22 protein-coding genes, 2 pseudogenes and 1 riboswitch are annotated in these 21,968 nt (G+C 34.6%); of the genes and pseudogenes, 18 read left to right on the forward strand and 6 right to left on the reverse strand.

The window, feature by feature from the left end:
- The first annotated feature begins 79 nt into the window (after window positions 1-79).
- Window positions 80-796 carry an ABC transporter ATP-binding protein gene (locus LOK41_RS02130; protein ID WP_241814964.1) on the forward strand — a complete coding sequence of 239 codons (717 nt, stop codon included), beginning with the start codon at window positions 80-82 and terminating at the stop codon, window positions 794-796.
- Complete coding sequence (locus LOK41_RS02135) at window positions 786-2,360, forward strand: ABC transporter permease (protein ID WP_241814965.1); 1,575 nt, start codon at window positions 786-788, stop codon at window positions 2,358-2,360. Before LOK41_RS02130 ends, LOK41_RS02135 begins: the two co-directional genes overlap by 11 nt.
- Before the next feature lie 72 nt (window positions 2,361-2,432).
- On the opposite strand, the gene LOK41_RS02140 is transcribed toward LOK41_RS02135, so the two are convergent.
- A complete protein-coding gene (locus LOK41_RS02140) occupies window positions 2,433-3,317 on the reverse strand; it encodes an AraC family transcriptional regulator (RefSeq protein WP_241814966.1) in 885 nt (294 codons plus the stop codon).
- 305 nt (window positions 3,318-3,622) lie between these two features.
- On the opposite strand from LOK41_RS02140, the gene LOK41_RS02145 reads away from it, so the two are divergent.
- The 4 genes from LOK41_RS02145 to LOK41_RS02160 all read left to right on the forward strand — a co-directional run bounded on the left by LOK41_RS02145 (window position 3,623) and on the right by LOK41_RS02160 (window position 7,637).
- Window positions 3,623-4,393, forward strand: a complete 771-nt coding sequence (locus tag LOK41_RS02145; protein WP_241814967.1) for an ABC transporter ATP-binding protein — start codon at window positions 3,623-3,625, stop codon at window positions 4,391-4,393.
- Entirely contained in the window at window positions 4,380-6,329 is a 1,950-nt protein-coding gene (locus tag LOK41_RS02150; protein WP_241814968.1) for an FtsX-like permease family protein, read from the forward strand. Before LOK41_RS02145 ends, LOK41_RS02150 begins: the two co-directional genes overlap by 14 nt.
- A gap of 145 nt (window positions 6,330-6,474) precedes the next feature.
- Window positions 6,475-7,041 (forward strand): class I SAM-dependent methyltransferase, encoded by a 567-nt coding sequence (locus LOK41_RS02155; RefSeq protein ID WP_241814969.1) that lies wholly within the window; start codon window positions 6,475-6,477, stop codon window positions 7,039-7,041.
- Window positions 7,041-7,637, forward strand: a complete 597-nt coding sequence (locus tag LOK41_RS02160; RefSeq protein WP_241814970.1) for a DedA family protein — start codon at window positions 7,041-7,043, stop codon at window positions 7,635-7,637. Before LOK41_RS02155 ends, LOK41_RS02160 begins: the two co-directional genes overlap by 1 nt.
- Before the next feature lie 179 nt (window positions 7,638-7,816).
- On the opposite strand, the gene LOK41_RS02165 is transcribed toward LOK41_RS02160, so the two are convergent.
- Together LOK41_RS02165 and hpt are read right to left on the reverse strand one after the other, a co-directional pair.
- Window positions 7,817-7,996, reverse strand: a complete 180-nt coding sequence (locus tag LOK41_RS02165; protein WP_241814971.1) for a cold-shock protein — start codon at window positions 7,994-7,996, stop codon at window positions 7,817-7,819.
- 164 nt (window positions 7,997-8,160) lie between these two features.
- Window positions 8,161-8,691, reverse strand: a complete 531-nt coding sequence (gene hpt, locus LOK41_RS02170; RefSeq protein WP_174100052.1) for a hypoxanthine phosphoribosyltransferase — start codon at window positions 8,689-8,691, stop codon at window positions 8,161-8,163.
- Between the two features lie 188 nt (window positions 8,692-8,879).
- On the opposite strand from hpt, the gene LOK41_RS02175 reads away from it, so the two are divergent.
- The 9 genes from LOK41_RS02175 to LOK41_RS02215 all read left to right on the forward strand — a co-directional run bounded on the left by LOK41_RS02175 (window position 8,880) and on the right by LOK41_RS02215 (window position 16,803).
- Window positions 8,880-9,785, forward strand: a complete 906-nt coding sequence (locus LOK41_RS02175) for an ABC transporter permease subunit (protein ID WP_241814972.1) — start codon at window positions 8,880-8,882, stop codon at window positions 9,783-9,785.
- A complete protein-coding gene (locus tag LOK41_RS02180) occupies window positions 9,778-10,677 on the forward strand; it encodes an ABC transporter permease subunit (protein WP_241814973.1) in 900 nt (299 codons plus the stop codon). The genes LOK41_RS02175 and LOK41_RS02180 overlap by 8 nt, the downstream gene beginning before the upstream one ends.
- Before the next feature lie 235 nt (window positions 10,678-10,912).
- The gene (locus tag LOK41_RS02185; protein WP_241814974.1) at window positions 10,913-11,125 is read left to right on the forward strand and encodes a hypothetical protein; all 213 of its coding nucleotides are present in this window, start codon (window positions 10,913-10,915) and stop codon (window positions 11,123-11,125) included.
- Between the two features lie 186 nt (window positions 11,126-11,311).
- Window positions 11,312-11,644 carry a hypothetical protein gene (locus LOK41_RS02190; protein ID WP_241814975.1) on the forward strand — a complete coding sequence of 111 codons (333 nt, stop codon included), beginning with the start codon at window positions 11,312-11,314 and terminating at the stop codon, window positions 11,642-11,644.
- Window positions 11,645-12,232: 588 nt separating this feature from the next.
- Window positions 12,233-12,835 (forward strand): PspC-like choline-binding domain-containing protein, encoded by a 603-nt coding sequence (locus LOK41_RS02195; RefSeq protein WP_241814976.1) that lies wholly within the window; start codon window positions 12,233-12,235, stop codon window positions 12,833-12,835.
- Between the two features lie 226 nt (window positions 12,836-13,061).
- The gene (locus tag LOK41_RS02200; RefSeq protein WP_241814977.1) at window positions 13,062-13,556 is read left to right on the forward strand and encodes an LPXTG cell wall anchor domain-containing protein; all 495 of its coding nucleotides are present in this window, start codon (window positions 13,062-13,064) and stop codon (window positions 13,554-13,556) included.
- Window positions 13,557-13,650: 94 nt separating this feature from the next.
- A complete protein-coding gene (locus tag LOK41_RS02205; protein ID WP_241814978.1) occupies window positions 13,651-14,271 on the forward strand; it encodes a class D sortase in 621 nt (206 codons plus the stop codon).
- 43 nt (window positions 14,272-14,314) lie between these two features.
- Window positions 14,315-15,004, forward strand: coding sequence for a response regulator transcription factor (locus LOK41_RS02210; RefSeq protein ID WP_174100064.1), 690 nt, complete (start codon window positions 14,315-14,317; stop codon window positions 15,002-15,004).
- Window positions 15,001-16,803 carry a sensor histidine kinase gene (locus LOK41_RS02215; RefSeq protein ID WP_241814979.1) on the forward strand — a complete coding sequence of 601 codons (1,803 nt, stop codon included), beginning with the start codon at window positions 15,001-15,003 and terminating at the stop codon, window positions 16,801-16,803. Before LOK41_RS02210 ends, LOK41_RS02215 begins: the two co-directional genes overlap by 4 nt.
- Before the next feature lie 374 nt (window positions 16,804-17,177).
- Here the strand turns inward: LOK41_RS02215 and thiT are convergent, their stop codons facing one another.
- A complete protein-coding gene (gene thiT / locus LOK41_RS02220; RefSeq protein ID WP_241814980.1) occupies window positions 17,178-17,780 on the reverse strand; it encodes an energy-coupled thiamine transporter ThiT in 603 nt (200 codons plus the stop codon).
- A 95-nt stretch (window positions 17,781-17,875) separates the two neighbouring features.
- A riboswitch (TPP riboswitch) is annotated at window positions 17,876-17,977 on the reverse strand.
- 437 nt (window positions 17,978-18,414) lie between these two features.
- On the opposite strand from thiT, the gene LOK41_RS02225 reads away from it, so the two are divergent.
- The 3 genes from LOK41_RS02225 to LOK41_RS02235 are packed head-to-tail and all read left to right on the forward strand — an operon-like array spanning window position 18,415 to window position 20,811.
- The gene (locus LOK41_RS02225; RefSeq protein ID WP_241814981.1) at window positions 18,415-18,642 is read left to right on the forward strand and encodes a FeoA family protein; all 228 of its coding nucleotides are present in this window, start codon (window positions 18,415-18,417) and stop codon (window positions 18,640-18,642) included.
- Window positions 18,639-20,627, forward strand: a complete 1,989-nt coding sequence (feoB, locus tag LOK41_RS02230) for a ferrous iron transport protein B (protein WP_241814982.1) — start codon at window positions 18,639-18,641, stop codon at window positions 20,625-20,627. Before LOK41_RS02225 ends, feoB begins: the two co-directional genes overlap by 4 nt.
- A gap of 16 nt (window positions 20,628-20,643) precedes the next feature.
- Window positions 20,644-20,811 (forward strand): FeoB-associated Cys-rich membrane protein, encoded by a 168-nt coding sequence (locus LOK41_RS02235; protein ID WP_174100074.1) that lies wholly within the window; start codon window positions 20,644-20,646, stop codon window positions 20,809-20,811.
- A 40-nt stretch (window positions 20,812-20,851) separates the two neighbouring features.
- Here the strand turns inward: LOK41_RS02235 and LOK41_RS29225 are convergent.
- Together LOK41_RS29225 and LOK41_RS02240 are read right to left on the reverse strand one after the other, a co-directional pair.
- A pseudogene (locus LOK41_RS29225) lies at window positions 20,852-20,953 on the reverse strand (lipoprotein BA_5634 family protein); the annotation flags it as partial.
- A 146-nt stretch (window positions 20,954-21,099) separates the two neighbouring features.
- Window positions 21,100-21,968, reverse strand: a pseudogene (locus LOK41_RS02240) (LysR family transcriptional regulator).

Here is a 21,968-nt window from a genome sequence, read left to right on the forward strand (position 1 = left end):
AAGAAGTCTTACTGCATATAATGTTAGGTTTTGTGTCTGAATTTTTAGATAAAAGTTTATAGTGCTTGGAGGAGAGGACATGTTAGAAATCATCAACTTTAGCAAAACTTACAAAGGTGGCAAAAAAGCAGTAAATGATTTGAGTTTAACTGTTCAGGCAGGGGACATATTTGGGTTTATCGGACATAACGGTGCTGGAAAAAGTACGACGATTAAGTCACTAGTAGGCGTGATAGATTTCGAGGAGGGTGAAATTTTTGTTGATGGACATTCAGTAAAAAAAGATCCGATTGCATGTAAGAAAGTCATGGCATATATTCCTGATAATCCGGATTTATATGAACAATTAACAGGGATTCAATATTTGAATTTTGTTGCGGATATTTTTGGAGTGCCTGCAATAGAAAGAGAAGAGCGGACTCGAAAGTATGGAGATGCTTTTGAGATTACGCCATATTTGGGGGATTTAATTTCATCTTACTCACACGGTATGAAACAAAAAGTAGCGATTATATCGGCAGTTGTTCATCGCCCAAAATTGTTGGTTTTAGACGAGCCTTTTGTTGGGCTAGATCCAAAGGCAGCTCTTGTACTGAAAGGGATGATGAAGGAACTTTGTGAATCAGGAAGTGCAATCTTCTTTTCAACTCATGTATTAGATGTAGCAGAGAAGTTATGTAGTAAGATAGCGATGATTCATAAAGGGAAACTCGCAATTTCAGGAGAGGTAAAGTCTCTAACAAAGGAATATTCATTAGAAGAGCTGTTTATGAAGGTGCTCGCCGATGAAAAGTAATATGCTAGCTCTTTTAAAAACCCGTCTCATTACGCAGCTTGGCCTCAATACGTTTAAATATGAAAAAGATAGGAAAAAGAAGAGGAATAAAATTTTTATTTCAGCAACTATTGTATTCGTTTTTGTTATGTTGATGCTATACAGCGGAGCTTCAGCATATGGATTCGTGCAACTTGGAATAGGAGAAGTTATTCCAGTTTATGCATTTGTGATTAGTAGTTTATTCATTTTGGTTTTCACTATGTTTAAGGCGAATGGAGAGCTTTTTGCTTTTCGGGATTATGATTTTTTGATGTCGTTGCCGATTAGCGTAAGTACCGTCATTACTAGTAGATTTTTATATTTGTACGTGCTAAATACGTTTTTTTCAATCATCATTATGCTGCCAATGGGGGCTGTTTATTGTATATATGAGAACCCATCAATATTTTTTTATTTCATGTGGTTCATTACATTGTTTACAGTATCATTAGTTCCAACAACTATCGCGACGCTTTTTGGAGCATGTATTACCGCAATCGCATCTAAATTTAAACATGCGAATAAAGTCACTACTATTTTAAGTTTGATAGCAATGATTATCTTTGCGTCCTTCATGTTCAAGCAAGGAAATACGAAATATAGTTTGACTGATATAGAAGGGATTGGAGTGATTATTTCAGAACAATTGCTGAAGGTGTATCCACTAGCTCATATGTTTCAAAAAGCAATTGTCGATACGAATGTTATAGCTTTTATTCTTTTTGTCAGCATATCATTTATTTGGTATTATCTTTTCGTAAAAATACTCTCTTTTAAATATAAGCAAATCAATACAGGAATTGCTACGTATCATATGCGCTCTGATTATAAGATTGATCGGATGAAGAAAGAAAAAGTATTGATTGCGTTATATAAAAAAGAACGGAAACGTTTCTTTTCTTCTACCGTATATGTGATAAATATTGGTATGGGAGTTGTTATGGCAGTCATATTCTCATTTGCAGTCGTTGTAGTAGGACCAAGCCAATTCATTGGATATGCTGGAATCGAAATACTTTTGCAAAAGATTGCCCCATTCGCTCTCTCAGCAATGATTGCAATGACGTGTACAACGTGTGTGTCATTGTCGCTCGAAGGAAAAAACGTATGGATTATGAAATCATTACCTCTTACACCGAAAATGATTTATGACAGTAAAATTCTCATGAACCTTTCACTGAGTATACCTACATCAATTATTAGCGCCATTCTTATGATAATCGGTTTAAAGCCGGATATTTGGACTGCTATTTTACTCATAATTACTCCAATTGCCTATTCATTCTTTTCAGCTGTATGGGGAATTTTTATAAATAATCGATTTGGTTACTATGATTGGGTGTCAGAAACGCAAGTAGTGAAACAGAGCATGGGAGCTTTTCTTGGTATGTTTGGCGGCATGATTGTGGCTGTCATACCCGCCTTTCTAGTAGGTGCTGCTGTGATATCAAACTATAGGTTGTTTACTTTTGTAGTTGTTGTAATGATTTTGATTATAACTGCAGGATTGTATAGCAATGAATCTAAGAGAAGGGTAATGTGAATGTTAGTCTAAAAAAGCTGTCTCCAAAAGGTAGTTCAAAACGACCTTTTGGGATAGCTTCTTTTATTAATCCTATGCATGATTTACTTTTTTCGAAACAGGAATCCATATTTCGCTCTTAAAAGTTGGCGAAGTTACATCTTTATTTTCATTCCAAAGAATTTCGGGCCCTTCCAGTTGTTCATAGTTCGAAGATGGAAACCACTCAGAATAAATACGTCCCCATACATTTTGTAATGTTTCAGGAAATGGTCCGATTACTTCGAATACAGCCCATGTTGAGGCAGGGACTTCAAGTTGCCTGAACTGGTCTGGGCAATCTTTCGTTGTTGCGACTCCAATATAGTGATCCAACTCTCCTTTTTCCTCCATTCTTCCTTCAGAAAAATTGGTAGAAGCGCTAATGAGTCCAGTAGGTTCAACATTCGAAAGCGTCTTTAATGTGTGGATTGCTTGACTGTCTAAACTTTTCCACATAGAAGCAATTTCTTGGTTTACCCCGCTGAAAATAATCGGTACTCGTTTCTTTATACCAACGATGCGAAATGCCTCTTTTTCTTCAATTCGATAGTTCATTTCATGTCCTCCTTTAATAGATAACTGGAAGGTCATTCGTGAGTAGGCTTTAAGAGAACCGCCACTATTTCTAGCCTCTGACGGCGTTATACCATGCAGGTTTTGAAATGCTCGTGAAAAAGAATCTGGTGAGTTGTATCCATATTTCATAGCGATATCAATGACTTTTACATTACTATCTTTTAGTTCGAATGCCGCAAGAGTAAGACGTCTACAGCGAATATATTCTGAAAGGGAAATGCCTGCAAGGAAGGAAAACATCCTTTTAAAATGATATTCAGAGCAGAAAGCTAGCTTTGCCACTTCTTTAAAGTCAATGTTATTCGCAAGATTATCTTCAATATACTGTATTGCTGCATTCATGTTTTTAAGCGAATTCATGATATGACCTCCTTATGTAAATAGAATAGCAGGAATGAAATAACCACATCCGACATTTCGTGCACAAGTATGTAGGGCTGTTTTTTACCTTACAGAAATGTAATGTTTCTGTAAGGAGAATGAATGGCTGGCTCTGTATCCCAATGTTATAGTAGCAAAGTAGTTATTTCATAAAGTTAAATTTTGTTTTCTTCTGCTAAGTAGCCTTACATAACTGTCATGTTTGTGTAAGAAACATCGATAGTGGCAAGAGTAGAAGTTAGATATAGTGAAAATAGAGAATAGAAGAAGAGAGGGATATAGAGATGAAAACGGTATTAGAAGCGAAAAATATTAAAAAAGTATATGATACAGGTGGAAATAAATTTGAAGCGTTAAAAGGCATTAACTTACAAGTACAAGAGGGTGAGTTTGTTGGAATTATGGGACCTTCTGGGTCTGGTAAAACGACTCTTTTAAATGTTCTTTCTACAATTGATAACGCGACGAACGGTGAAATTTTAATTGATGGAAAAGACATTGTGAAAATGAATGATGATAAATTGGCATTGTTCCGCCGTGATCATTTAGGTTTCATCTTCCAAGATTATAACTTATTAGATACGTTAACGGTAAAAGAGAATATTGCGCTGCCACTTGCGTTATCAAAAGTGAAAGCAAGCGAAATTGATCGCCGCGTTCTTGAAATTGCAAAGAAGTTTGGGATTGATCATATTTTAAGTCAATTCCCATACCAAGTATCTGGTGGACAGAAACAGCGCTGCGCAGCATCACGTGCAATCGTTACAAATCCAAGTATGATTTTTGGGGACGAGCCAACAGGGGCGCTTGATTCTAAATCAGCAACAGACTTATTAGAAAGTATGAAGTCATTAAATGAATATGATAATTCAACCATTTTAATGGTAACACATGATGCATTTGCGGCAAGTTACTGTAAACGAGTTATCTTCATTAAAGATGGCGAGCTATATAAGGAATTGCACCGCGGGGAACTAACTCGTAAACAATTCTTCCAACAAGTAGTAGACGTAATGTCCGCAATTTCTGGAGGCATGACCCATGACATTATCTAGTATTGCCCTCCGCAATATACAGCGGAACTTTAAAGATTACTTTTTATATTTCGCATCGATGATCTTTAGTATCGTCATTTATTTTACATTTAAGGCACTTCAGTACAGTTCACAAATGGAAAAAGCAGCGGAAGGCTCTAAGAAAATTAGCGGGGCATTCCAAGTTTCCAGCGTGATGCTGATTATTTTCGTAGCAGTATTTATTATATACTCTAACGGATTCTTTACACGAAAACGCAAAAAAGAAGTTGGATTATATTCACTGCTAGGGATTCGAAAAAAACAAATTGGTAAAATGTTATTTTATGAAAACATGCTAATGGGATTAATGTCATTAGTAATTGGAATTGCGATTGGTAGTGTACTTTCAAAATTATTCCTTGAATTGTTAGTAAGTATGATGGGATTAAACCTAAATGTGCATTTTGAAGTACCGGTGGCAGCAATTATTGATACAGCTATTATCTTTTTCGGCATTATCCTTTACACATCACTACAAGGGTATCGTCTAATCTATCGCTTTAAGTTAATTGAACTGTTCCATGCAGAGCGTGAAGGAGAGGCAATGCCAAAAGGATCGATGATTATGGCATTACTGTCAGTCTTCTTAATCGGTTCGGGATATTTCTTATCGCTGATGTTTATGAAGGCTGCAAAATATGCTGACTTTATGATGGTTGCATTTTATATTTTACTTGCAACGGTACTTGGTACGTATTTACTATTTATGTTCTTTACAGTATTTGTATTAAAAAGAGCCAGACATAAGAAGTCATCCTTCTATAACGGTATGAATATGGTAACAACGTCACAGTTATTATATCGTATTAAAGGAAATGCAAAGTCTCTTGCGACAATTGCGATATTAAGTGCAGTAACATTAACGGCAGTTGGTACGTCTGTTACGATGTATTACAACACATTTAAGCAAGCGAAGAATGTTTCACCATATAGCTATTCATATGTGAAACAAGATGCAGCGTTAGATCATAAAGTAAATGCAATTCTTGATGCAGAAAAGAAAAATCATCCAGTTACAGATCAATCTGAAATTGAGATGGTTCCTGTGAAAGGGAAGTTTGAAGGTAAAAAAGCGGATCAGGTTATGAATACACATTACCTTGTTACAGAAAAATACCAGCTTATTTCTCAATCGACATTTAATAGAATTGCGAAAAAAATGGATGCAGATGCTGTGAATTTAGCTGCTAATGAAGCATTTGTATATGGTAGTCTATATGTTGAAGGGCTTGATTTCGGTCCTGAATATAAAGGGAATAAGGCTGTATTTCCTATTGGAAATGAAACACAAAAGCTTACTATTAAAGATGTAGATAATCGCAATATCACGAATTTAAGTGAATTATTTGTGATTGTTCCAGATCAAGTATATGAACAAGCGAAAAAAGTATCTGGAACACGTGTTGTAAAAAATATTGATATAAAAGATGAAAGAAATAGTAAGGCACTAACAGAAAAATTAGCGAAAGCTATCCCAGCAGGAAAATCTGAAATTGAAGCATCATTTAGAGACTTCTACACTGGTTTCCAAGCAGGTCTTGAAGCGACGGGATTAATGATGTTTATCGGATTATTCCTAGGTTTAGTGTTCTTGCTTGCAACAGGTTCTATCATTTACTTCAAACAGTTAACAGAAGCGAGTGCGGACCGTGATCGTTACGTTGTCCTTCGTAAAGTTGGTGTAACAAAGCAAGAAATGAAAAAGGCAATTGCAAAACAAGTAAGCTTTATCTTTGCGATTCCATTAGTAATTGGAATTCTACACAGCTTATTTGCATTAAAAGGTTTATCAAATATATTGCCATATGAAATATTGATTCCGTTATTAATCAGCATTGGAGTGTACGGTGTCATTTATATTGGGTATTACTTCTTAACAGTTCGTTCTTATTATAAGATTGTGAGCGCGAAGTAATAAAGGAAGCAGTTATCGCTATAGGCGGTAGCTGTTTTTTTATTTCTTCATAAAATCTTAAGAAATTTCCATGCTATTTTTTAAAAAATGATCGTTATACTTGGAGCTATATTAAACAATACCGAATGAATGGGAGAGGTTAGAAATGCAACTTATTACATTCTTAACCGAATTTGTGAAGCATCCAAAGAATACTGGGGCAATTGCACCTAGTTCGAATAGATTAGCCAAAAAGATGGTAGGCGCGATTAATTTTGAAGAAGCGAAGTACATTTTAGAATTAGGACCTGGAACAGGGTCATTCACGAAAGAGATTATAAAGAGAAAAAAAGAACATACAATATTTATCTTGATTGAAATTAATGAAGTGTTTTTCAAAAAGTTACAGAAGCAGTTCAAGGACGATCCTAATATTTTAGTCATACATGGATCAGCTGAAAACATAAAGAAATATATCGAGGAGTTACAAATAGAGAAGGTTGATTACGTATTATCAGGCTTGCCCTTTACGTCTTTACCAAAGGAAGTATCGTCTCGCATTTTATCCAGTGTCATGGAGTCATTAAGTGAGGATGGTGAATTCATTACATTTCAATATTCCCTTGCAAAGAAAGCATTTATTCAAAGCTTTTTTCAGGAAATTTCACTAAAAAAAGTTTGGCTGAATCTTCCTCCAGCGCATGTCCTTAGTTGTAGAAAGGCATGCATGTAATGGAATTATATGAATTGTTATCATATATTGAGCAGTATGGTTATTGGGCTTTATTCTTTTGTCTATGGCTCGGGATTGTAGGCATGCCAATTCCAGATGAAATGATTGTAATGAGTGGTGGGTTTGTATCGTCGGTGGACATACTAAGTGTAGTTCCTGCCTTTTTATTAACTTATTTAGGCGTTGTGTCAGGTCTCTCATTAGGATATATACTTGGAAAAGTATTTGGTTCTAAAGTACTTGATAAATTAATGAAAAAGAAGAAAGTAAAGTACCTTTTAAAATCACAAGAACTGATTAATAAATACGGACATTATGCATTGGCAACAAGTTATTTTATACCTGTCGTTAGACATATCGTTCCTTATTTAGTTGGTATGAATCGTATGTCATTTAAAACATATGCTTTGTATTCATACACGACAGGATTTATGTGGACATTGCTTTATTTTATGCTTGGTTCTATGTTTGGTAAACATATCGAAACGATTGTAGAACTCGCGACGAAGTATGGCCTCTATTTTGGTGGCACAATTGTTGTCATAGTAAGTATTTCATATTTATATATGCAGAAGAAAAATCAGGTAATAGGATAGATTACTTTTCCAAATATTCGCAGACAGTAAGGAAAAAGGCAGCTATTTTAAGGAATAGTTGCTTTTTTCAATCATTTATCATTTTAACCGAGAAGACCCATTCCTCTAAACGAAGTGAAGGTGGGGGTAGTTCAATTGATTCCATAATTGAGGAATATAGAGGAAATGGAGTACCATCTCTATAGCTTTTGTAGTAGTCGTGTTCCGCTTTTCATATCGCCTTTACATAAAGGACATTTTGGTTCTTCTTCTAAAGAAAAGTTTTTACGCATCCATCCACGACAGCTTTCTGATTGGCATTCCCATACAGCTATTTCTTCTGGATCTTCGACAGGCTTATTATTTCTTTTCCAATACATATAATCACTCCTCTAAAGTGAAAAATTTTTCTAAAAAAATAAAAAGGTTGTTAACGTTTTTTGTTAACAACCTTTTATACTTTTAATTATAATCTTTATTTTATAAAAATGCGAACTTTATAAATAAACTTCCATCAGAAATCGATGGAAGTTATATGTGTTTTTTATTTATCTGTTACAACAGAAGCAATATATGGTAAGTTACGATATTTTTCTGCGCAGTCGATACCGTATCCAACGATAAATTCATCTGGAATTTGGAAGCCTACATACTCTGCTGTTAAATCGACTTTACGACGTTCTGGTTTATCAAGTAATGTACAGAACTTTAATGCTTTTGGTTTATGCATGAAGAAATGGTCTTTTAAGAAGTGAAGTGTTAAGCCAGAATCGATAATGTCTTCTACAACAATTACATTTTTGCCTGTAATGTTGACATCGATATCTTTTAATAATTTAACTTTCCCCGTTGTTTCAGTTTGGTTGCCGTAACTAGATGCTGAGATAAAGTCGATTGTTACTTCATTTTTAATGTGACGAATTAAATCCGCGGCAAAGACGAAAGAACCTTTTAGTACAGCGATAACAACGATTTCTTCTCCTTCAAAATCACGCTCAATTTGTAGTGCGAGTTCTTTTACCTTCGTTTGTAATGCTTCTTCAGAAATTAAAGTATCTTTTATTTCAATATTCATTGAGATCCTCCTACGTTGTAAAACTTGTGAACATTTCGACTTTAAAGGATTGAAGGGGAAAAGTCAAAAAAGAGAAAGACATATCGGTTAAAGGTTTATATTAGGAAAGCCAGAATAAAATAAAATGAAAGTTCGATTTGAGGTTTTTTATGATCCATTCATGCTAGAGAAATTGAGAGGAGAAGGGAATGTTTAAAAAAATAATTTCAATCATTCTTCAATTATTTATTATGATTCTGCTATTTATAGTAATTGTAAGTCTTCCGATGTTATTTATAGATGGGAAGAAAGTTGGGATACATATAGAGCATTTTTTTTCACAATGTATACATGTTATCTCTGCACTCATACATCCAGAAGAGTTAAAGGTGAAAATGGCTACACAAGTAGCGACTGTTTCAAACAATGTGCAAATATTTAAGATGCAAGAAAGGGAATTCCCCTTATTTCCACTTATCTTTAAGCCATATGCATATTCGCTCGTGCTTATATTTGGAGCGCTCGTAGTTTCGCTCTGTTTGTCTTTTGTATGTAGTATGATTACAGCGGTTATACCAAGGCGTGTACAGAGGTTGATAGAAGAAGTTGTATGTTTTCTTAAAATCATTCCAGATATCTTCCTGATTTTTTTTCTTCAACTTGTAATGGTAAGTATATATAGGTATACCGGAGTTTTACCATTACATCCATTCTCTACAATGCAAAATTCATCGATTGTATTACCAATTCTAATTTTAGCTATTATACCTACCATTTCTTTATTTCAATTCCAAATGCTACTTATAAAAGAGGAGCAGAAGAAAGATTATGTTATGTTTGTGAAGGCGAAAGGTTTTAGTAGTCTGTATATTTTATGTAAGCATATTGTTAGTAATATCGTGATTTCAGTTGTGAATCATATGGAATCAATATTATTAGCTTTGATAACGAGTTTATTTGTTTTTGAGTACATGTTTCATATTAGAGGTTTGTTTTCAATTTTGATTAGCGGTCAAGATCCAGCAGTTATCGTTTATTTGCTGATGCTGTTTATCGTACCTATGTACGGAGTGATATTACTATTGAATTGGTTAAGGAGGAAGCTGTATGCGTAAACAGCGTTATATATACTTCTTATTTCCTATTATTCTATTATTAATTATTAGTTTTGCACTTCCATATTTTCAGAAGGAACCTAAGGTAGTGGAATATCGATACAATGATAAAGGAGAAATTGTTGAAGCGGCCCCTTTTTCCATGTCCTCTGAACATTGGTTTGGAACGGATCGAGAAGGAGAAGATTTGTTTTATAAAGTAATAGAAGGAGCTAAGTATACAATTTTAATATCGTTTTTTGTGGCGGTTGCTAGAGTAACCATTTCTTTATTGATGAGCTTATGCATTCGTAATGATAAGTGGAGCTTTTCTTTTTTACAACGTATTACTGTTAGTTTTCAATTTTTTCCACAAACGTTATTTTGTATTTTATTTCTTACACCGTTCATTATTTATGAACTACGAACGAAACCTATTGTTACAAATATAGAAGTGCTATGTATACAATTTCTTGTATTAGTTGTTGTGGCGCTTCCAGGAATGACACGATTTTTTCAAAAAGAAGTTCAGCAGCTGTGGAATAAGGAATATGTAAAGAATTCTTTTCTATTAGGCGGAAGCAGATGGCATGTATTTCGAACTCATATTATGAAAGTATTACAACCACAAATTATATTTCAAATTGGAGAACAGATGGTGCAAGTATTATTAATTATGTTACATCTTGCCATTTTTAAATTGTTTTTAGGGGGAACAAAAATCGTTTCCGGGCAAGCTCATGATCAATTTAATATATATGTTCCATACTTAAATGACTGGGCAAATTTAATTAGTTATTACTATGGAGAACTTATGCTAGAGCCAAGAATTATTATAATTCCAGTTCTGTTCTATATGCTTCTTTTATTTTGTATGACAAAAGTAGTAAACGGATATAAACATAATATGTAAATACAAATGTAAAAAACGAAATGAAATCATTCTTTTTAGGGGGGAGAGAGCATCCGGCCATGCATAGAAGCGGCCAAACTTTCTTCCTGCTTCATGCCAAGTGAAAACAAAAGGAGAGAACGAGTGCAGGGCATTTTGTTTTCAAAAATGGAAGTGTTTTTACAAAAATATCCACAAAAAGGTCTGATGATATAATAACTATATTAAGAAAACTCTTCCATAAAGGGTGATAATCATGAAAAAGAAACAGTACTCAAGTATTACATTTATAAAAGCATTACTTCTAACAATCGTTCTTGGTATGTTGGCTTATATAATTGATGTTCCTGCTATTCGAGTTTCACTGATTGGAATGACTTTAGTTCTTGGTGCGATTTCTCATGGGATGCTGCTCCAACTGTATGAAGCTGGATTAGATGATATGAAAGAATATATAGATAAAAAATGATTTCAAAACCTTCATTCATTTAGATGAAGGTTTTTTAATTCCTTACAAAAATGTAAGGTAATTTGTAAGACAAATCGATAGTGGAGTAGTGGTATTTTGGATAAACTTATAGGTGTAAGGTAAAAGGCAAGCACATTTTAGGTAAAATACGCTTTAGGCATTACATGTGAAAAGGAGTAGAAGGGAATGGAGAAACATTGGATGACCATTGCTTTATTATCGACTAGTAACACTATGATACTAGATGAAGAGATGAGCCTTTCGCACTTATTTGATCGAAAAGAAGATCATTCTTCTTCACAATTTACAATGAAATGGTGTAAATGGAGCGAAAGTTGTAAATTTGAAGAAGAGACCCCTAATAAAGAGCAAAGAATCATCTTCACAAACCCTATTAAAGCATGGACCTTTCAACATAGTAAGTGTAACGTCACTAATCACTTAAAGAAAACTGAGCCAAGACAATTAGTTATTACTCCAGATCCTTTTACTCTACATTCACGTGAAAGTAACAATTAAATACTGAGACACAGAAAAAGCATTGTAGAGGGAATCTACAATGCTTTTTTAGTGAAGATAAACATCTATATAAAGTGAAACTTTAATCAGTGGGGATTTTTCCCATCCCCCACTGATTATTAGTTGAACCAATCGGGCTTTTACGGACAGTTCACCTTCCACCTAACTTCTTTGCTTTCGCTGAATTTTGAGGTGGGAGTGTTACTGTCCGTTAATGCGGGATAAATACGGATTGAAAAAATGGCATAAAATCATTCCTTTTAGGTGGGAGAGAGGATCCGCTTATAGGTAGAAGCGGTCGGTTCCTTTTTTTAGCCCCATGCCCATGTAAAAACAGAAGTAGAAAAGGAGTGAAAGTCTCTTTCTGTACTTCATAGCTACAATTTATATGTTAGAAAATCAAATTGGATATATATTAATTTCGAGAATGTAGTAGAAAAATAGTAACGGGAAAATAACTAAAGTAACAAAAATAATAAAATTATTACATTTATATTACAAAAGTGTTGTTTGTTTTTATAATTCGTAATATAATTTGGTTATAGAGGTAGAAACCAAAATAAATTATTATTTGGGAGACTGGGAAAAATGAAAAAAATTATTTTGCTAGTTTTAATGTCTGTAATGTTTTTAGTACCTGCCGTTTCTTATGGAGAAACAAATGAAAATATGAATCAGGCTATCCCGAAAGAAGAACAAGCTATACAAAAAATGGGATGGGTAAAAACTGGAGATACATGGTATTACTTTGATAAAGATGGAAAAGCTCATGAAGGCTGGTTAAGTTATAACGGAAAATGGTATTACTGTATAGATGGAATGATGGTACAAAACGATTATGTTAGAGTAAATGGAAGCGATTATTACTTAGGTCAAGATGGTATTATGCAAACTGGTTGGATACAGGATGGAGATCGTTGGTTATATGCAAACCAAGATGGTTCATTTAAAACTGGCTGGTTAAAAGAAAGAAATGAGTGGTATTATATTCATCGTGGATTAATGAGAACTGGCTGGGTAAGAACTGATGCGGGTTGGTATTATATGAACTCTAATGGCACAATGAAAACAGGTTGGGTGCAAGAGAGTGGAAATTGGTATTATTTAAAATCTGACGGTGCAATGGCAACAGGCAAACATTTGATTAATGGTACTTGGTATGTATTTAAAGATAATGGTGTTATGCTTTAAACATTTTAGATAAGAGGCTGCCGAAAGTAGTTGAATAACTACTTTTAGCAGCCCTTTTTTATTCTATAAATAGAGAGAAGTGTATAGGGAATTTTGCTTTTCTGACGGAGATTAAATCTTTAAAAGAAATCCATTTTATCTGCATCTCATCTTTACATCATAGATATATTCTATGAATACATCCGATGCGATGTGATGTGAAAAATTATATAAGGAGAGAAATGAAATGAAAAAGAAACTTTTACCAATATGTGCGATGGCACTTTTATCAGTGGGGTATGCATCGGTAGCCAGTGCTTCTACTGGCACGATGACGAAAGAAGAAGTGACACAAGTGCAGCAGGATATGGCAAAAAAAGAAGCAGCAATTCAGGAGCAACAAAAAAGTGATATAGCGAAAAAAGAAGCAGCAATTCAGGAGCAACAAAAAAGTGATATAGCGAAAAAAGAAGTAGCAATTCAGGAGCAACAAAAAAGTGATATAGCGAAAAAAGAAGCAGCAATCCAAGCGCAACAAAAAAGTGATATGGCAAAAAAAGAAGCAGCAATCCAAGCGCAACAAAAGAGTGAGGTAACGAAAAAAGAGGCAGTAACACAAGCTACAAAAGGAGAAAAACTACCAAATACAGCATCGAATAGCGTAACAATGATGGCAGTAAGCGCGTGCCTTGTAGCATTAGGATCATTGTTTGGGTTTACGCGCCGTAAAATTAAAGCGTAAAATGAATTTTTAATTAGCCTATAAAGAATAGGATAATTTCATATATTAAAAATGGTAGGTTAACCCTACCATTTTTTGCATGGAGGGATGAAAAGTGACATTTCTAAATCGGATTGGACTAGTTTTCATAATACTTGGTATTCTTATGGGGGCTTATTATTCCTTTGAATGGTATAAAGGGAAAAGTTCTGCGCGAGATTTAACAACAGAGGAGATAAAGAGCTTTGAAAAGGTACAACAAAAGGAGAGTATTATTGAAACACCTGTGAATTCGCAAATGACTTCTTCTCAAATGCAGTATAAAGAAGGAGAGAAAGTAGCTACATTAAATATCCCGAAAATAAAGAAGAAATTTTCCGTACATTGGGGAACTGATGAAAATACGTTAAAAAAAGGCGTTGGTATGTTTGTCAGTGATATTACTACAGTTCCGTCTGAACGTGGCCATACAGTGCTGAGCGGACATCGTGATACTGTATTTACAGAATTAGGAGAGCTAAAAGAAAAAGATAGTCTCGTTGTAGAATATGATAAAAAGATCTACACTTATGAAATTCAAAAAATGTGGATTACGCATGCAGATGATCGAACTGTCATTGTAAAAAAAGAAGAACCGACTTTAACGCTCACGACTTGTTATCCATTTGATTATATAGGTGATGCACCAGATCGATATATTATTGAAGCGAAGTTAATTGCGACTTATTCAAAATGAAATGACAGCCTTAGCTATTTTAGAATAAGAGGGGGAAATGAATATGCCACAAACCATTTTAATTGTTGAAGATGAAGACATTCTACGTGAAATCTTGAAAGATTATTTTTTAAGTGAACAATATAAAGTGCTTGAGGCAAGGGATGGAAAAGAAGCATTATCCTTGTTTGAAGAAGATGAGGTTCATTTAGTTATCCTTGATATTATGTTACCAGAATTAGATGGCTGGTCTGTATGCAGGAGAATTCGTAAAACGTCACAAGTTCCGATTATTATGCTAACAGCACGTGTAGATGAGGATGATACATTACTTGGATTTGAGCTAGGGGCAGATGATTATGTAACAAAACCATATAGTCCACCTATTTTATTGGCGAGAGCAAAACGATTACTAGAGAGCAGAGAAGTTATCAGTAAACCCTCGAGTAATAACGATGATACATTATCTATCCATGGAATTTGTGTTCACTTTCCCTCACGTGCTGTTACTGTAGAAGGAATAGACATTAATTTAACGCATACAGAGTTTGAGATATTGACCTATTTCATGCAAAATCAAGGAATTGTTTTGACAAGAGAGCAATTGATTTCAAGAATTTGGGGCTATGAATTTGCTGGTGATGACCGGACAGTGAATAGTCATATCCGTAATTTACGAAATAAATTAGGAGATAAAGCAAAGCACATTACGACTGTTGTTCGGATGGGTTATAAATTTGAGGGGAATGTATGAGAAAAGGAATTGTACTCAAATTATTTATTCTTACAACAGCACTATGCATGTTGATTTTAGCGACGATTTTTATTGGACAAACGATATTTTTTAAACAATATTATGCAAACCGAAAAGTTAGTGATATTAAAACAAATATAAGCACCTTTGAGAGAGATTATTTGAATAGCGGTGGTAACACAGAAGCAATTCAGAAACTGGAACAAGATTTTTATAGAGAAAATAATACATGGATTACAGCATTAGATAGCGATGGGAATTTAAAACATGCAACCGATTTTTATTTAGAAGTAAAGCTGGATCGGCTGTGGCAGAAGGAACTTGGAAAAACAAACCTTACAATCCCTCTCTATTATCTTATGGGAATAGAAGAGGTTGAAAATGAAAAAATGCCGAATTTTTCAGGATTGCAAATTTCGGTTTATGGAATAGATAGAGATTCTACATTTGTTCCTGCTGTATTAAATTTAAGTAAGGGTAGTATAAGTTGGTCCAACAAGCCATTAGATAAGAAAATAAATGAAATAGTTCTTAAGGTGAAAGAGGAAAAGAAAAGTGCGGCTCAAGTTCCTAGTACTGGTTTTGGGGGAACTGTTACAAAAGTGCAACTACCTGATAGTAAAGGGATAGTGAATCCACTTTATAAAAACACTTTGTTCTTGGAGAGTATAAAAGAATTTCAAGCAGACTTACTGTTAAATGAAAATAAAGATAACAATGATGCCTTAAGAATAAATGACTATGAAAAAAATGATATAAAATATAAATTATTAATCAAACCGATAAAAGAAAAGGATGGCTCTTTAACATATATATTCGCCATGGCGTCCTTACAGCCTGTGGATGAAGCAGTACAAATGGTAAAGGATTATTATGTATATATTATTGCATTTGTACTAGTCCTCACCTTGTTGGCATCTTTTTATTACTCAAAACAAATTGCAAAACCGCTATTACGAATAAATGACACAACCAAGAAAATTGCAAATCTAGATTTCACAGAAAGAATTCCAATTACTTCAAAAGATGAGATTGGAGATTTATCTCAAAATATTAATAGGTTATCTAATACATTGCACACACATATTGAACAATTAGAACGAGATATTGAAAAAGAAAGAAAGTTAGAAAATACGAGAAAAGAATTTATTTCGGGTGTCTCACATGAATTGAAAACACCGCTAAGTATTATGAAAAGCTGTATTTCGATTCTAAAAGATGGGGTAGCTGAACATAAGAAAGAGTATTACTTTCAGGCAATGGAAAAAGAAGTGGATAAGATGGACATGCTAATTTTGGACATGCTAGAGTTAGCTAAATTCGAATCTGGTACGTATAAAATGCAGATGGATACTTTTCATATTGATGAGGTCATTGAGCATATATGTGAACAATTATCATTAGAAATAGAGAAAAAACAACTGCATTTTTACAAATACATATCTCCAGCCAAAGTTGTTGCAAACCAACATCGCATTGAACAAGTACTAGTCAACTTTGTAACGAATGCAATCCGTTATACACCGGAAAACGAGAATATTATTATTTCTACAATAGATGAGTCAAATCGAATAAAGATTTGTATAGAAAATAAAGGTGCTCATATTGAAGAAGAACAATTAGATAAAATTTGGGATCGCTTTTATCGTGTAGATACAGCACGCCAGCGCTCAAAAGGTGGAACGGGACTCGGACTTGCTATTTCTAAAAATATTTTAGAACTTCACGAAGTAGAGTATGGGGTAACGAATACAGCCGATGGTGTGTTATTTTACTTCTATTTACCAAAAAAAGTGTAGGAAAGAAATTCTACGCTTTTTTAATTTATTTTGATAATATCTTTATTTTATCTTTATATTTAACATTTATCCCGCACTAACGGGCAGTAATACTCCCACCTCAAAATTCGGCGGGAGCAAAGAAGTTAGGTGGGAGATAAACTGCCCGTAAAGGCCCGATTGGTTCAACTAATAATTAGTGGGGGATGAGGAAAACCCCCACTGATTAAAGTTTCACTTTATAATTTTGGTAGAAGATGAAGTTGTTTAAGGAGTAGATTATCCATGAAGAGCAATTTACTAAGTGTAATGGTATTTATATTTTTATGTGTATTTATTGTTTTTATTATTGATATAACACATTGAGAGTTGTTTATAAAAAGAAGAGCACCTATTTAGGCACTCTTCTTTTTTGTGTTTCTATTATATACATCTGCGCTTTTGAATAGGCGCGGAGCTGTTGTGTATAAAAGCAGTAGTAATACTGTACATAATGCGAAGGATGCAAGCAGTGTACTACCGTTTACAATCAATGAATATAGGAAAGCAGATTGCCCTTTTGGTGCATATTGTCCCCAGAAAACAATACCAGCGATAAAGTGCCAGAAGTAACGTGCTAAGCTACCAATGAATGTAGCACCAATAATATAGGCCATTGTTTTCTTACCTTGATTATTTGCCATTGCTTGTTGGATAGGTTGATAAAATAAGCCGGCGAAACCAACGAAGGCAAAAGCAATAAAATATTCAATCAGTGTCTGAATTGGTGTAACGATAACAGCATCCCCAACGACAATTTGTAATAGTCCCCAAATCAAGCCGCCTAAGAAAGCTGTTTTAAATCCCCAGCGGTAAGCGATAATAAAAATAGGAATCATAGCAAATGAAACAGAACCGCCTGTTGGAAGTTTAATGGATAGTGGTAAAATATCGATGATCAAGGCAAAGGCTGCAAGGATTGCAGATTCAATCATCGCTTGTAAATTGGTGTTACGCATATTGTCATTCCCCCTAAATCTAAGTTGCACAAAAAAAGAATAATGTATCATAGGGAGATATGAAATACGTAAATAGAATATGATGAGGTAGATGTATTTCGGCGTTTGCACAATTCCTACGTTAGCATTAACTAACAGGTTCTAAGGGTCGGAATATTATATTCCCTCTCAGCAACGAGGCTCCCCCTGTGATAACGAGATTCTTTGATTGTTAGATTCATTGTAATTGAAATGGATGAGAATGGCAAATGGTGTTTAGATAATCGTAAATTAAAGACTTTTCTTGTTAGAGGGAAGAGAGAATCCAGCTATGGATAGAAGCGGTCAGTGCCTTTTTGGAGCCCATACCGCATGAGGACAGAAATAGGGAATGAGAGGAAGTCTATTTTTATTTTCATAGCCGTAATATGTATGTAGGGAAATGGAAATAGCAGAAGAGGCTCCCTTTTCTTTTTTGATGAAAGAGAGAGTCTAGCCATTAGCGAGCGGTGAGAGTTATGGTGCAAAAAAGTTATTCCTATGTAATTGTCCCAAAATGTTAGTAAATATGAAGGAAAAGGCTATAGTATTTGATTGGTAGGGATGGTATAATTCATCTGAAAATAATTATCATTCTCTTTTGAGGAGGGGGATTATGAGTCTAGTTGACATCAAAATAGGTGAAAAGGCACTAGTGAAAAATATACAGGCGTTAGATAAGTTGTTAAAGCGGAGATTAGCTGCTTTTGGTCTTTCTGAAGGAAGTGAACTTCGTGTAAAACAAAAAGCGATGTTCAAGGGACCATGTACACTAGAATGCCGCGGGCAATTAATTAGTATTCGTCATTGTGACGCGAAAATGATAAAGGTGGAATTAGCGTGAATAAGGTTGCATTGCTAGGGAATCCGAACACAGGAAAAACATCATTATTTAATGCGTTAACTGGTTCCTATGAATACGTGGGAAACTGGAGCGGGGTAACGGTAGAAAAAAAGGTCGGTAAGTTAAAGAATAAGCAAGGAACATTAATTGATTTACCAGGTGTATATGATTTAAATCCTGTCTCTCGTGATGAAGGTGTCGTTACAAACTTTCTATTAAAAGAAGAATTTCAACATATGCTGAATATTGTTGATTCTTCTCAATTTGAGCGTAATATGCATTTAACAATGCAACTACTGGAATTTGGTAAGCCTGTTTCTATTGGTTTAAATATGATCGATGTGGCGAAGCAGCGCGGGATTGTTATTGATGTAAAAAAATTATCAAAAACACTAGGAGTAACGGTTGTTCCTGTTGTTGCGAGGAGTGGTAAAGGTTGTGAGGAATTACTTGCTGCCCTTCATGAGAGTGAGAAGAAGACGAAAGAGCCTTTCATTCTTTCATATGGTAAACAAGTAGATGCAGGAATTGCAGAGCTTATAGATCTTTTAAACAAGGAAAATTATGAACATCCAAGATGGCTTGCCCTTCAGTTTTTAAGCAATAATGAAGTTGTGGAACAAGAAGTGAGTAGATTACCGATTTATAAGGAACTTGTGGCAATTCGCTCTAATCTGGAGGCAGAACTTGATGGTACATTAGAGCAGCATATTTATAATACACGTGCAGCGTATATTGAAAAGTTAAAAACAAATGTCATTCAGCATGAAAAAGAAGGAAAGATTCCTTTTTCAGAAAGGGTCGATAAGTTAATTACACATAAAGTTTTGGGACTTCCAATCTTTTTAGCAGTTATGTTTTTTATTTTTCAGGTTACGTTTACGTGGATTGGGACGCCTTTGTCGGATATGCTTGACGAATTTCTTGGTGGACAATTTACAGATTGGGTTACAGCAGGACTTATAAATATTGGGGCCTCTGAGTTTATTCAGGCACTTATTATAGAAGGTATTATTGCTGGTGTTGGTGCTGTATTAGTATTCGTCCCACAAATTTTTGCCTTGTTCTTCTTTATTTCGTTACTAGAAGACTCAGGATATATGGCACGAATTGCAGTTGTCATGGATCGGGTTATGGAATTCTTCGGTTTAAACGGGAAGGCGTTTATTCCAATGATTATCGGTTTTGGTTGTAACGTACCAGGCATTATGGCAGCAAGAACAATTGAACAAGAGAAAGAGAGGTTGCTTACTGTTTTAGTAACACCATTTATGTCTTGCTCAGCACGTTTGCCTGTATACGCACTATTTGCGGGAGTCTTTTTCCCGAATAGCCAAGCGAGTGTTGTGTTCTCGTTATACATTGCAGGGATTGTACTTGCGCTATTAGTTACAAAGGTAATGTCTATGACTGTTTTAAAAGAAGAAAAGTCTATTTTTGTGATTGAGCTTCCGCCTTATCGTATGCCACAAGCAAAAACATTGTGGCTGAGTACGTGGGAAAAAGGAAAAGGTTTCGTACGTAAAGCTGGTACATTTATTTTTGGTGGATCTGTTGTCATTTGGTTACTCAACTATGCTGGTCCATCTGGATTTGGCGTAGATATGGGAGATAGTTTCTTAGCGATGATTGGTGGGTTCGTGGCACCAATTTTAGCACCGCTTGGTTTTGGAACATGGCAAGCAGCAGCGTCGCTTTTAACAGGATTTTTAGCAAAAGAAGTTGTTGTTTCTACAATGGCAATTATTTATGCAGTAAAAGAAGATGTGCTAGGAAATGTAATGGGAGCGCACTATACTGCGTTATCAGCATATGCGTTTATGTTTTTCATTTTATTATACGTTCCATGTTTAGCAACAGTAGCTGTTATTCGCCGCGAAACAGGATCTATAAAATGGACGATTTTCTCTGTGGTTTACCCACTTATTATTGCTTATATATTAACGCTCATTATATACCAAGTCGGATCCTTACTTGGATTCTAGAAGGAGATGTATCATAATGATGGTCAATATTGTTATTGGAGCTGTCATTTTTGGCTATGCAGGGTATACATTATTCAATTTTGTAAAGAGAAGTAGAAAAGGGAAATGTGCAGCATGTTCCTTAAATAAATCATGTCAGTCAAAGAGTTGTAGTCCCGATATGGAGCAGGTCGTGAATAAATAGAAAAAAGCTTTGCGAATTTCGCAAAGCTTTTTTCTATTTATTATTTTTTAATTTTAACAAGTTGTACGGCTTCTGTTTCTTTAGTTGTATCTTGGATTTTATCTTTAGGGTCCTTATCAAATTTCAGTACACCTACAGAACGAAATTTTAGACCTTCTTATAACAGAGAAGATTATTTTATCGTTTTGGGGGTGGCCTGTTTTCTTAGCTTGATAGATATACGTTAGAACTCCATACCTATCAACTCCAGAACAAAAACAAACCGATTGATATACCAATCAGTTTGTTTTATTTACACATCTTATCTTTTAAAAAGTCAATAAAAACAGATTTTGGTCTGCCTTTTAAATAGATAAAATCAATACTAATATTAATTTTCACTGGAGGTGCCATTTCCACTCGGATCAATTCTCCATTTTCTAATTCTTGTTTGACACAATGTTCAGGCAAAAAGCTAATGCCCATCCCTTGTATCACTAAATTTTTCGCTGTTTCCATATTATCTACTTCTAAAGATATAGTCGGGCTTACATCATTACTTGAAAATAGCCGATGAATCATGAGCCAATCTATTGATCCATAATCAAAAAAGATAAGGGGTTGTTTACTTACATGTTCTATTGTTACTTTTTTTCTTTTAAAAATATATGATTTCGAGGCACAAAAAGGCCAATAGGGTCATTATAAAGACGAATTGATTCTACTTGAGGATGTGTTTCTGTTCGTACGATGCCAAAGTCAACTTCTTTATTAATAACCTTCTGTAAGATGTCTTGTGAATGCCCTGTTACAATTTTTATTTTAACATCCTTAAATTCAGATTTGAAACCAGGTAAAATCTCAGGAAGGATATTATTAGATATTGATAAAGCACTCCCAATTACCAAGTCATATGGGATTGTTACTTGTTGCAATCCATACTTAGCTTCCTGATAAGATTGCAAAATTTTTTGTGCATGTGGAAAAAAATACTCTCCTTTTTCAGTTAAGGAAATCTTATTGCCATTTCGATGAAAAAGCTTTATATTAATTTCACGTTCAAGTGATTGAATACGTGCTGTTACAGAAGGTTGGGTTAAATAAAGAGCTTCGGCGGCTTTATTGAAACTACCAAGTTGACAAACATATATAAAAGCTTCAATATTTTCAATATTCAT

This window comes from Bacillus sp. TL12, from assembly GCF_022625245.1.
GTDB lineage: Bacteria > Bacillota > Bacilli > Bacillales > Bacillaceae_G > Bacillus_A.

Excerpts from the sequence above, each read along its gene's own strand:
- LOK41_RS02130 (WP_241814964.1), top strand. The coding sequence starts at position 80 with ATGTTAGAAATCATCAACTTTAGCAAAACTTACAAAGGTGGCAAAAAA.
- LOK41_RS02135 (WP_241814965.1), top strand. The coding sequence starts at position 786 with ATGAAAAGTAATATGCTAGCTCTTTTAAAAACCCGTCTCATTACGCAG.
- LOK41_RS02140 (WP_241814966.1), bottom strand. The coding sequence starts at position 3,317 with ATGAATTCGCTTAAAAACATGAATGCAGCAATACAGTATATTGAAGAT.
- LOK41_RS02145 (WP_241814967.1), top strand. The coding sequence starts at position 3,623 with ATGAAAACGGTATTAGAAGCGAAAAATATTAAAAAAGTATATGATACA.
- LOK41_RS02150 (WP_241814968.1), top strand. The coding sequence starts at position 4,380 with ATGACATTATCTAGTATTGCCCTCCGCAATATACAGCGGAACTTTAAA.
- LOK41_RS02155 (WP_241814969.1), top strand. The coding sequence starts at position 6,475 with ATGCAACTTATTACATTCTTAACCGAATTTGTGAAGCATCCAAAGAAT.
- LOK41_RS02160 (WP_241814970.1), top strand. The coding sequence starts at position 7,041 with ATGGAATTATATGAATTGTTATCATATATTGAGCAGTATGGTTATTGG.
- LOK41_RS02165 (WP_241814971.1), bottom strand. The coding sequence starts at position 7,996 with ATGTATTGGAAAAGAAATAATAAGCCTGTCGAAGATCCAGAAGAAATA.
- hpt (WP_174100052.1), bottom strand. The coding sequence starts at position 8,691 with ATGAATATTGAAATAAAAGATACTTTAATTTCTGAAGAAGCATTACAA.
- LOK41_RS02175 (WP_241814972.1), top strand. The coding sequence starts at position 8,880 with ATGTTTAAAAAAATAATTTCAATCATTCTTCAATTATTTATTATGATT.
- LOK41_RS02180 (WP_241814973.1), top strand. The coding sequence starts at position 9,778 with ATGCGTAAACAGCGTTATATATACTTCTTATTTCCTATTATTCTATTA.
- LOK41_RS02185 (WP_241814974.1), top strand. The coding sequence starts at position 10,913 with ATGAAAAAGAAACAGTACTCAAGTATTACATTTATAAAAGCATTACTT.
- LOK41_RS02190 (WP_241814975.1), top strand. The coding sequence starts at position 11,312 with ATGGAGAAACATTGGATGACCATTGCTTTATTATCGACTAGTAACACT.
- LOK41_RS02195 (WP_241814976.1), top strand. The coding sequence starts at position 12,233 with ATGAAAAAAATTATTTTGCTAGTTTTAATGTCTGTAATGTTTTTAGTA.
- LOK41_RS02200 (WP_241814977.1), top strand. The coding sequence starts at position 13,062 with ATGAAAAAGAAACTTTTACCAATATGTGCGATGGCACTTTTATCAGTG.
- LOK41_RS02210 (WP_174100064.1), top strand. The coding sequence starts at position 14,315 with ATGCCACAAACCATTTTAATTGTTGAAGATGAAGACATTCTACGTGAA.
- LOK41_RS02215 (WP_241814979.1), top strand. The coding sequence starts at position 15,001 with ATGAGAAAAGGAATTGTACTCAAATTATTTATTCTTACAACAGCACTA.
- thiT (WP_241814980.1), bottom strand. The coding sequence starts at position 17,780 with ATGCGTAACACCAATTTACAAGCGATGATTGAATCTGCAATCCTTGCA.
- LOK41_RS02225 (WP_241814981.1), top strand. The coding sequence starts at position 18,415 with ATGAGTCTAGTTGACATCAAAATAGGTGAAAAGGCACTAGTGAAAAAT.
- LOK41_RS02235 (WP_174100074.1), top strand. The coding sequence starts at position 20,644 with ATGATGGTCAATATTGTTATTGGAGCTGTCATTTTTGGCTATGCAGGG.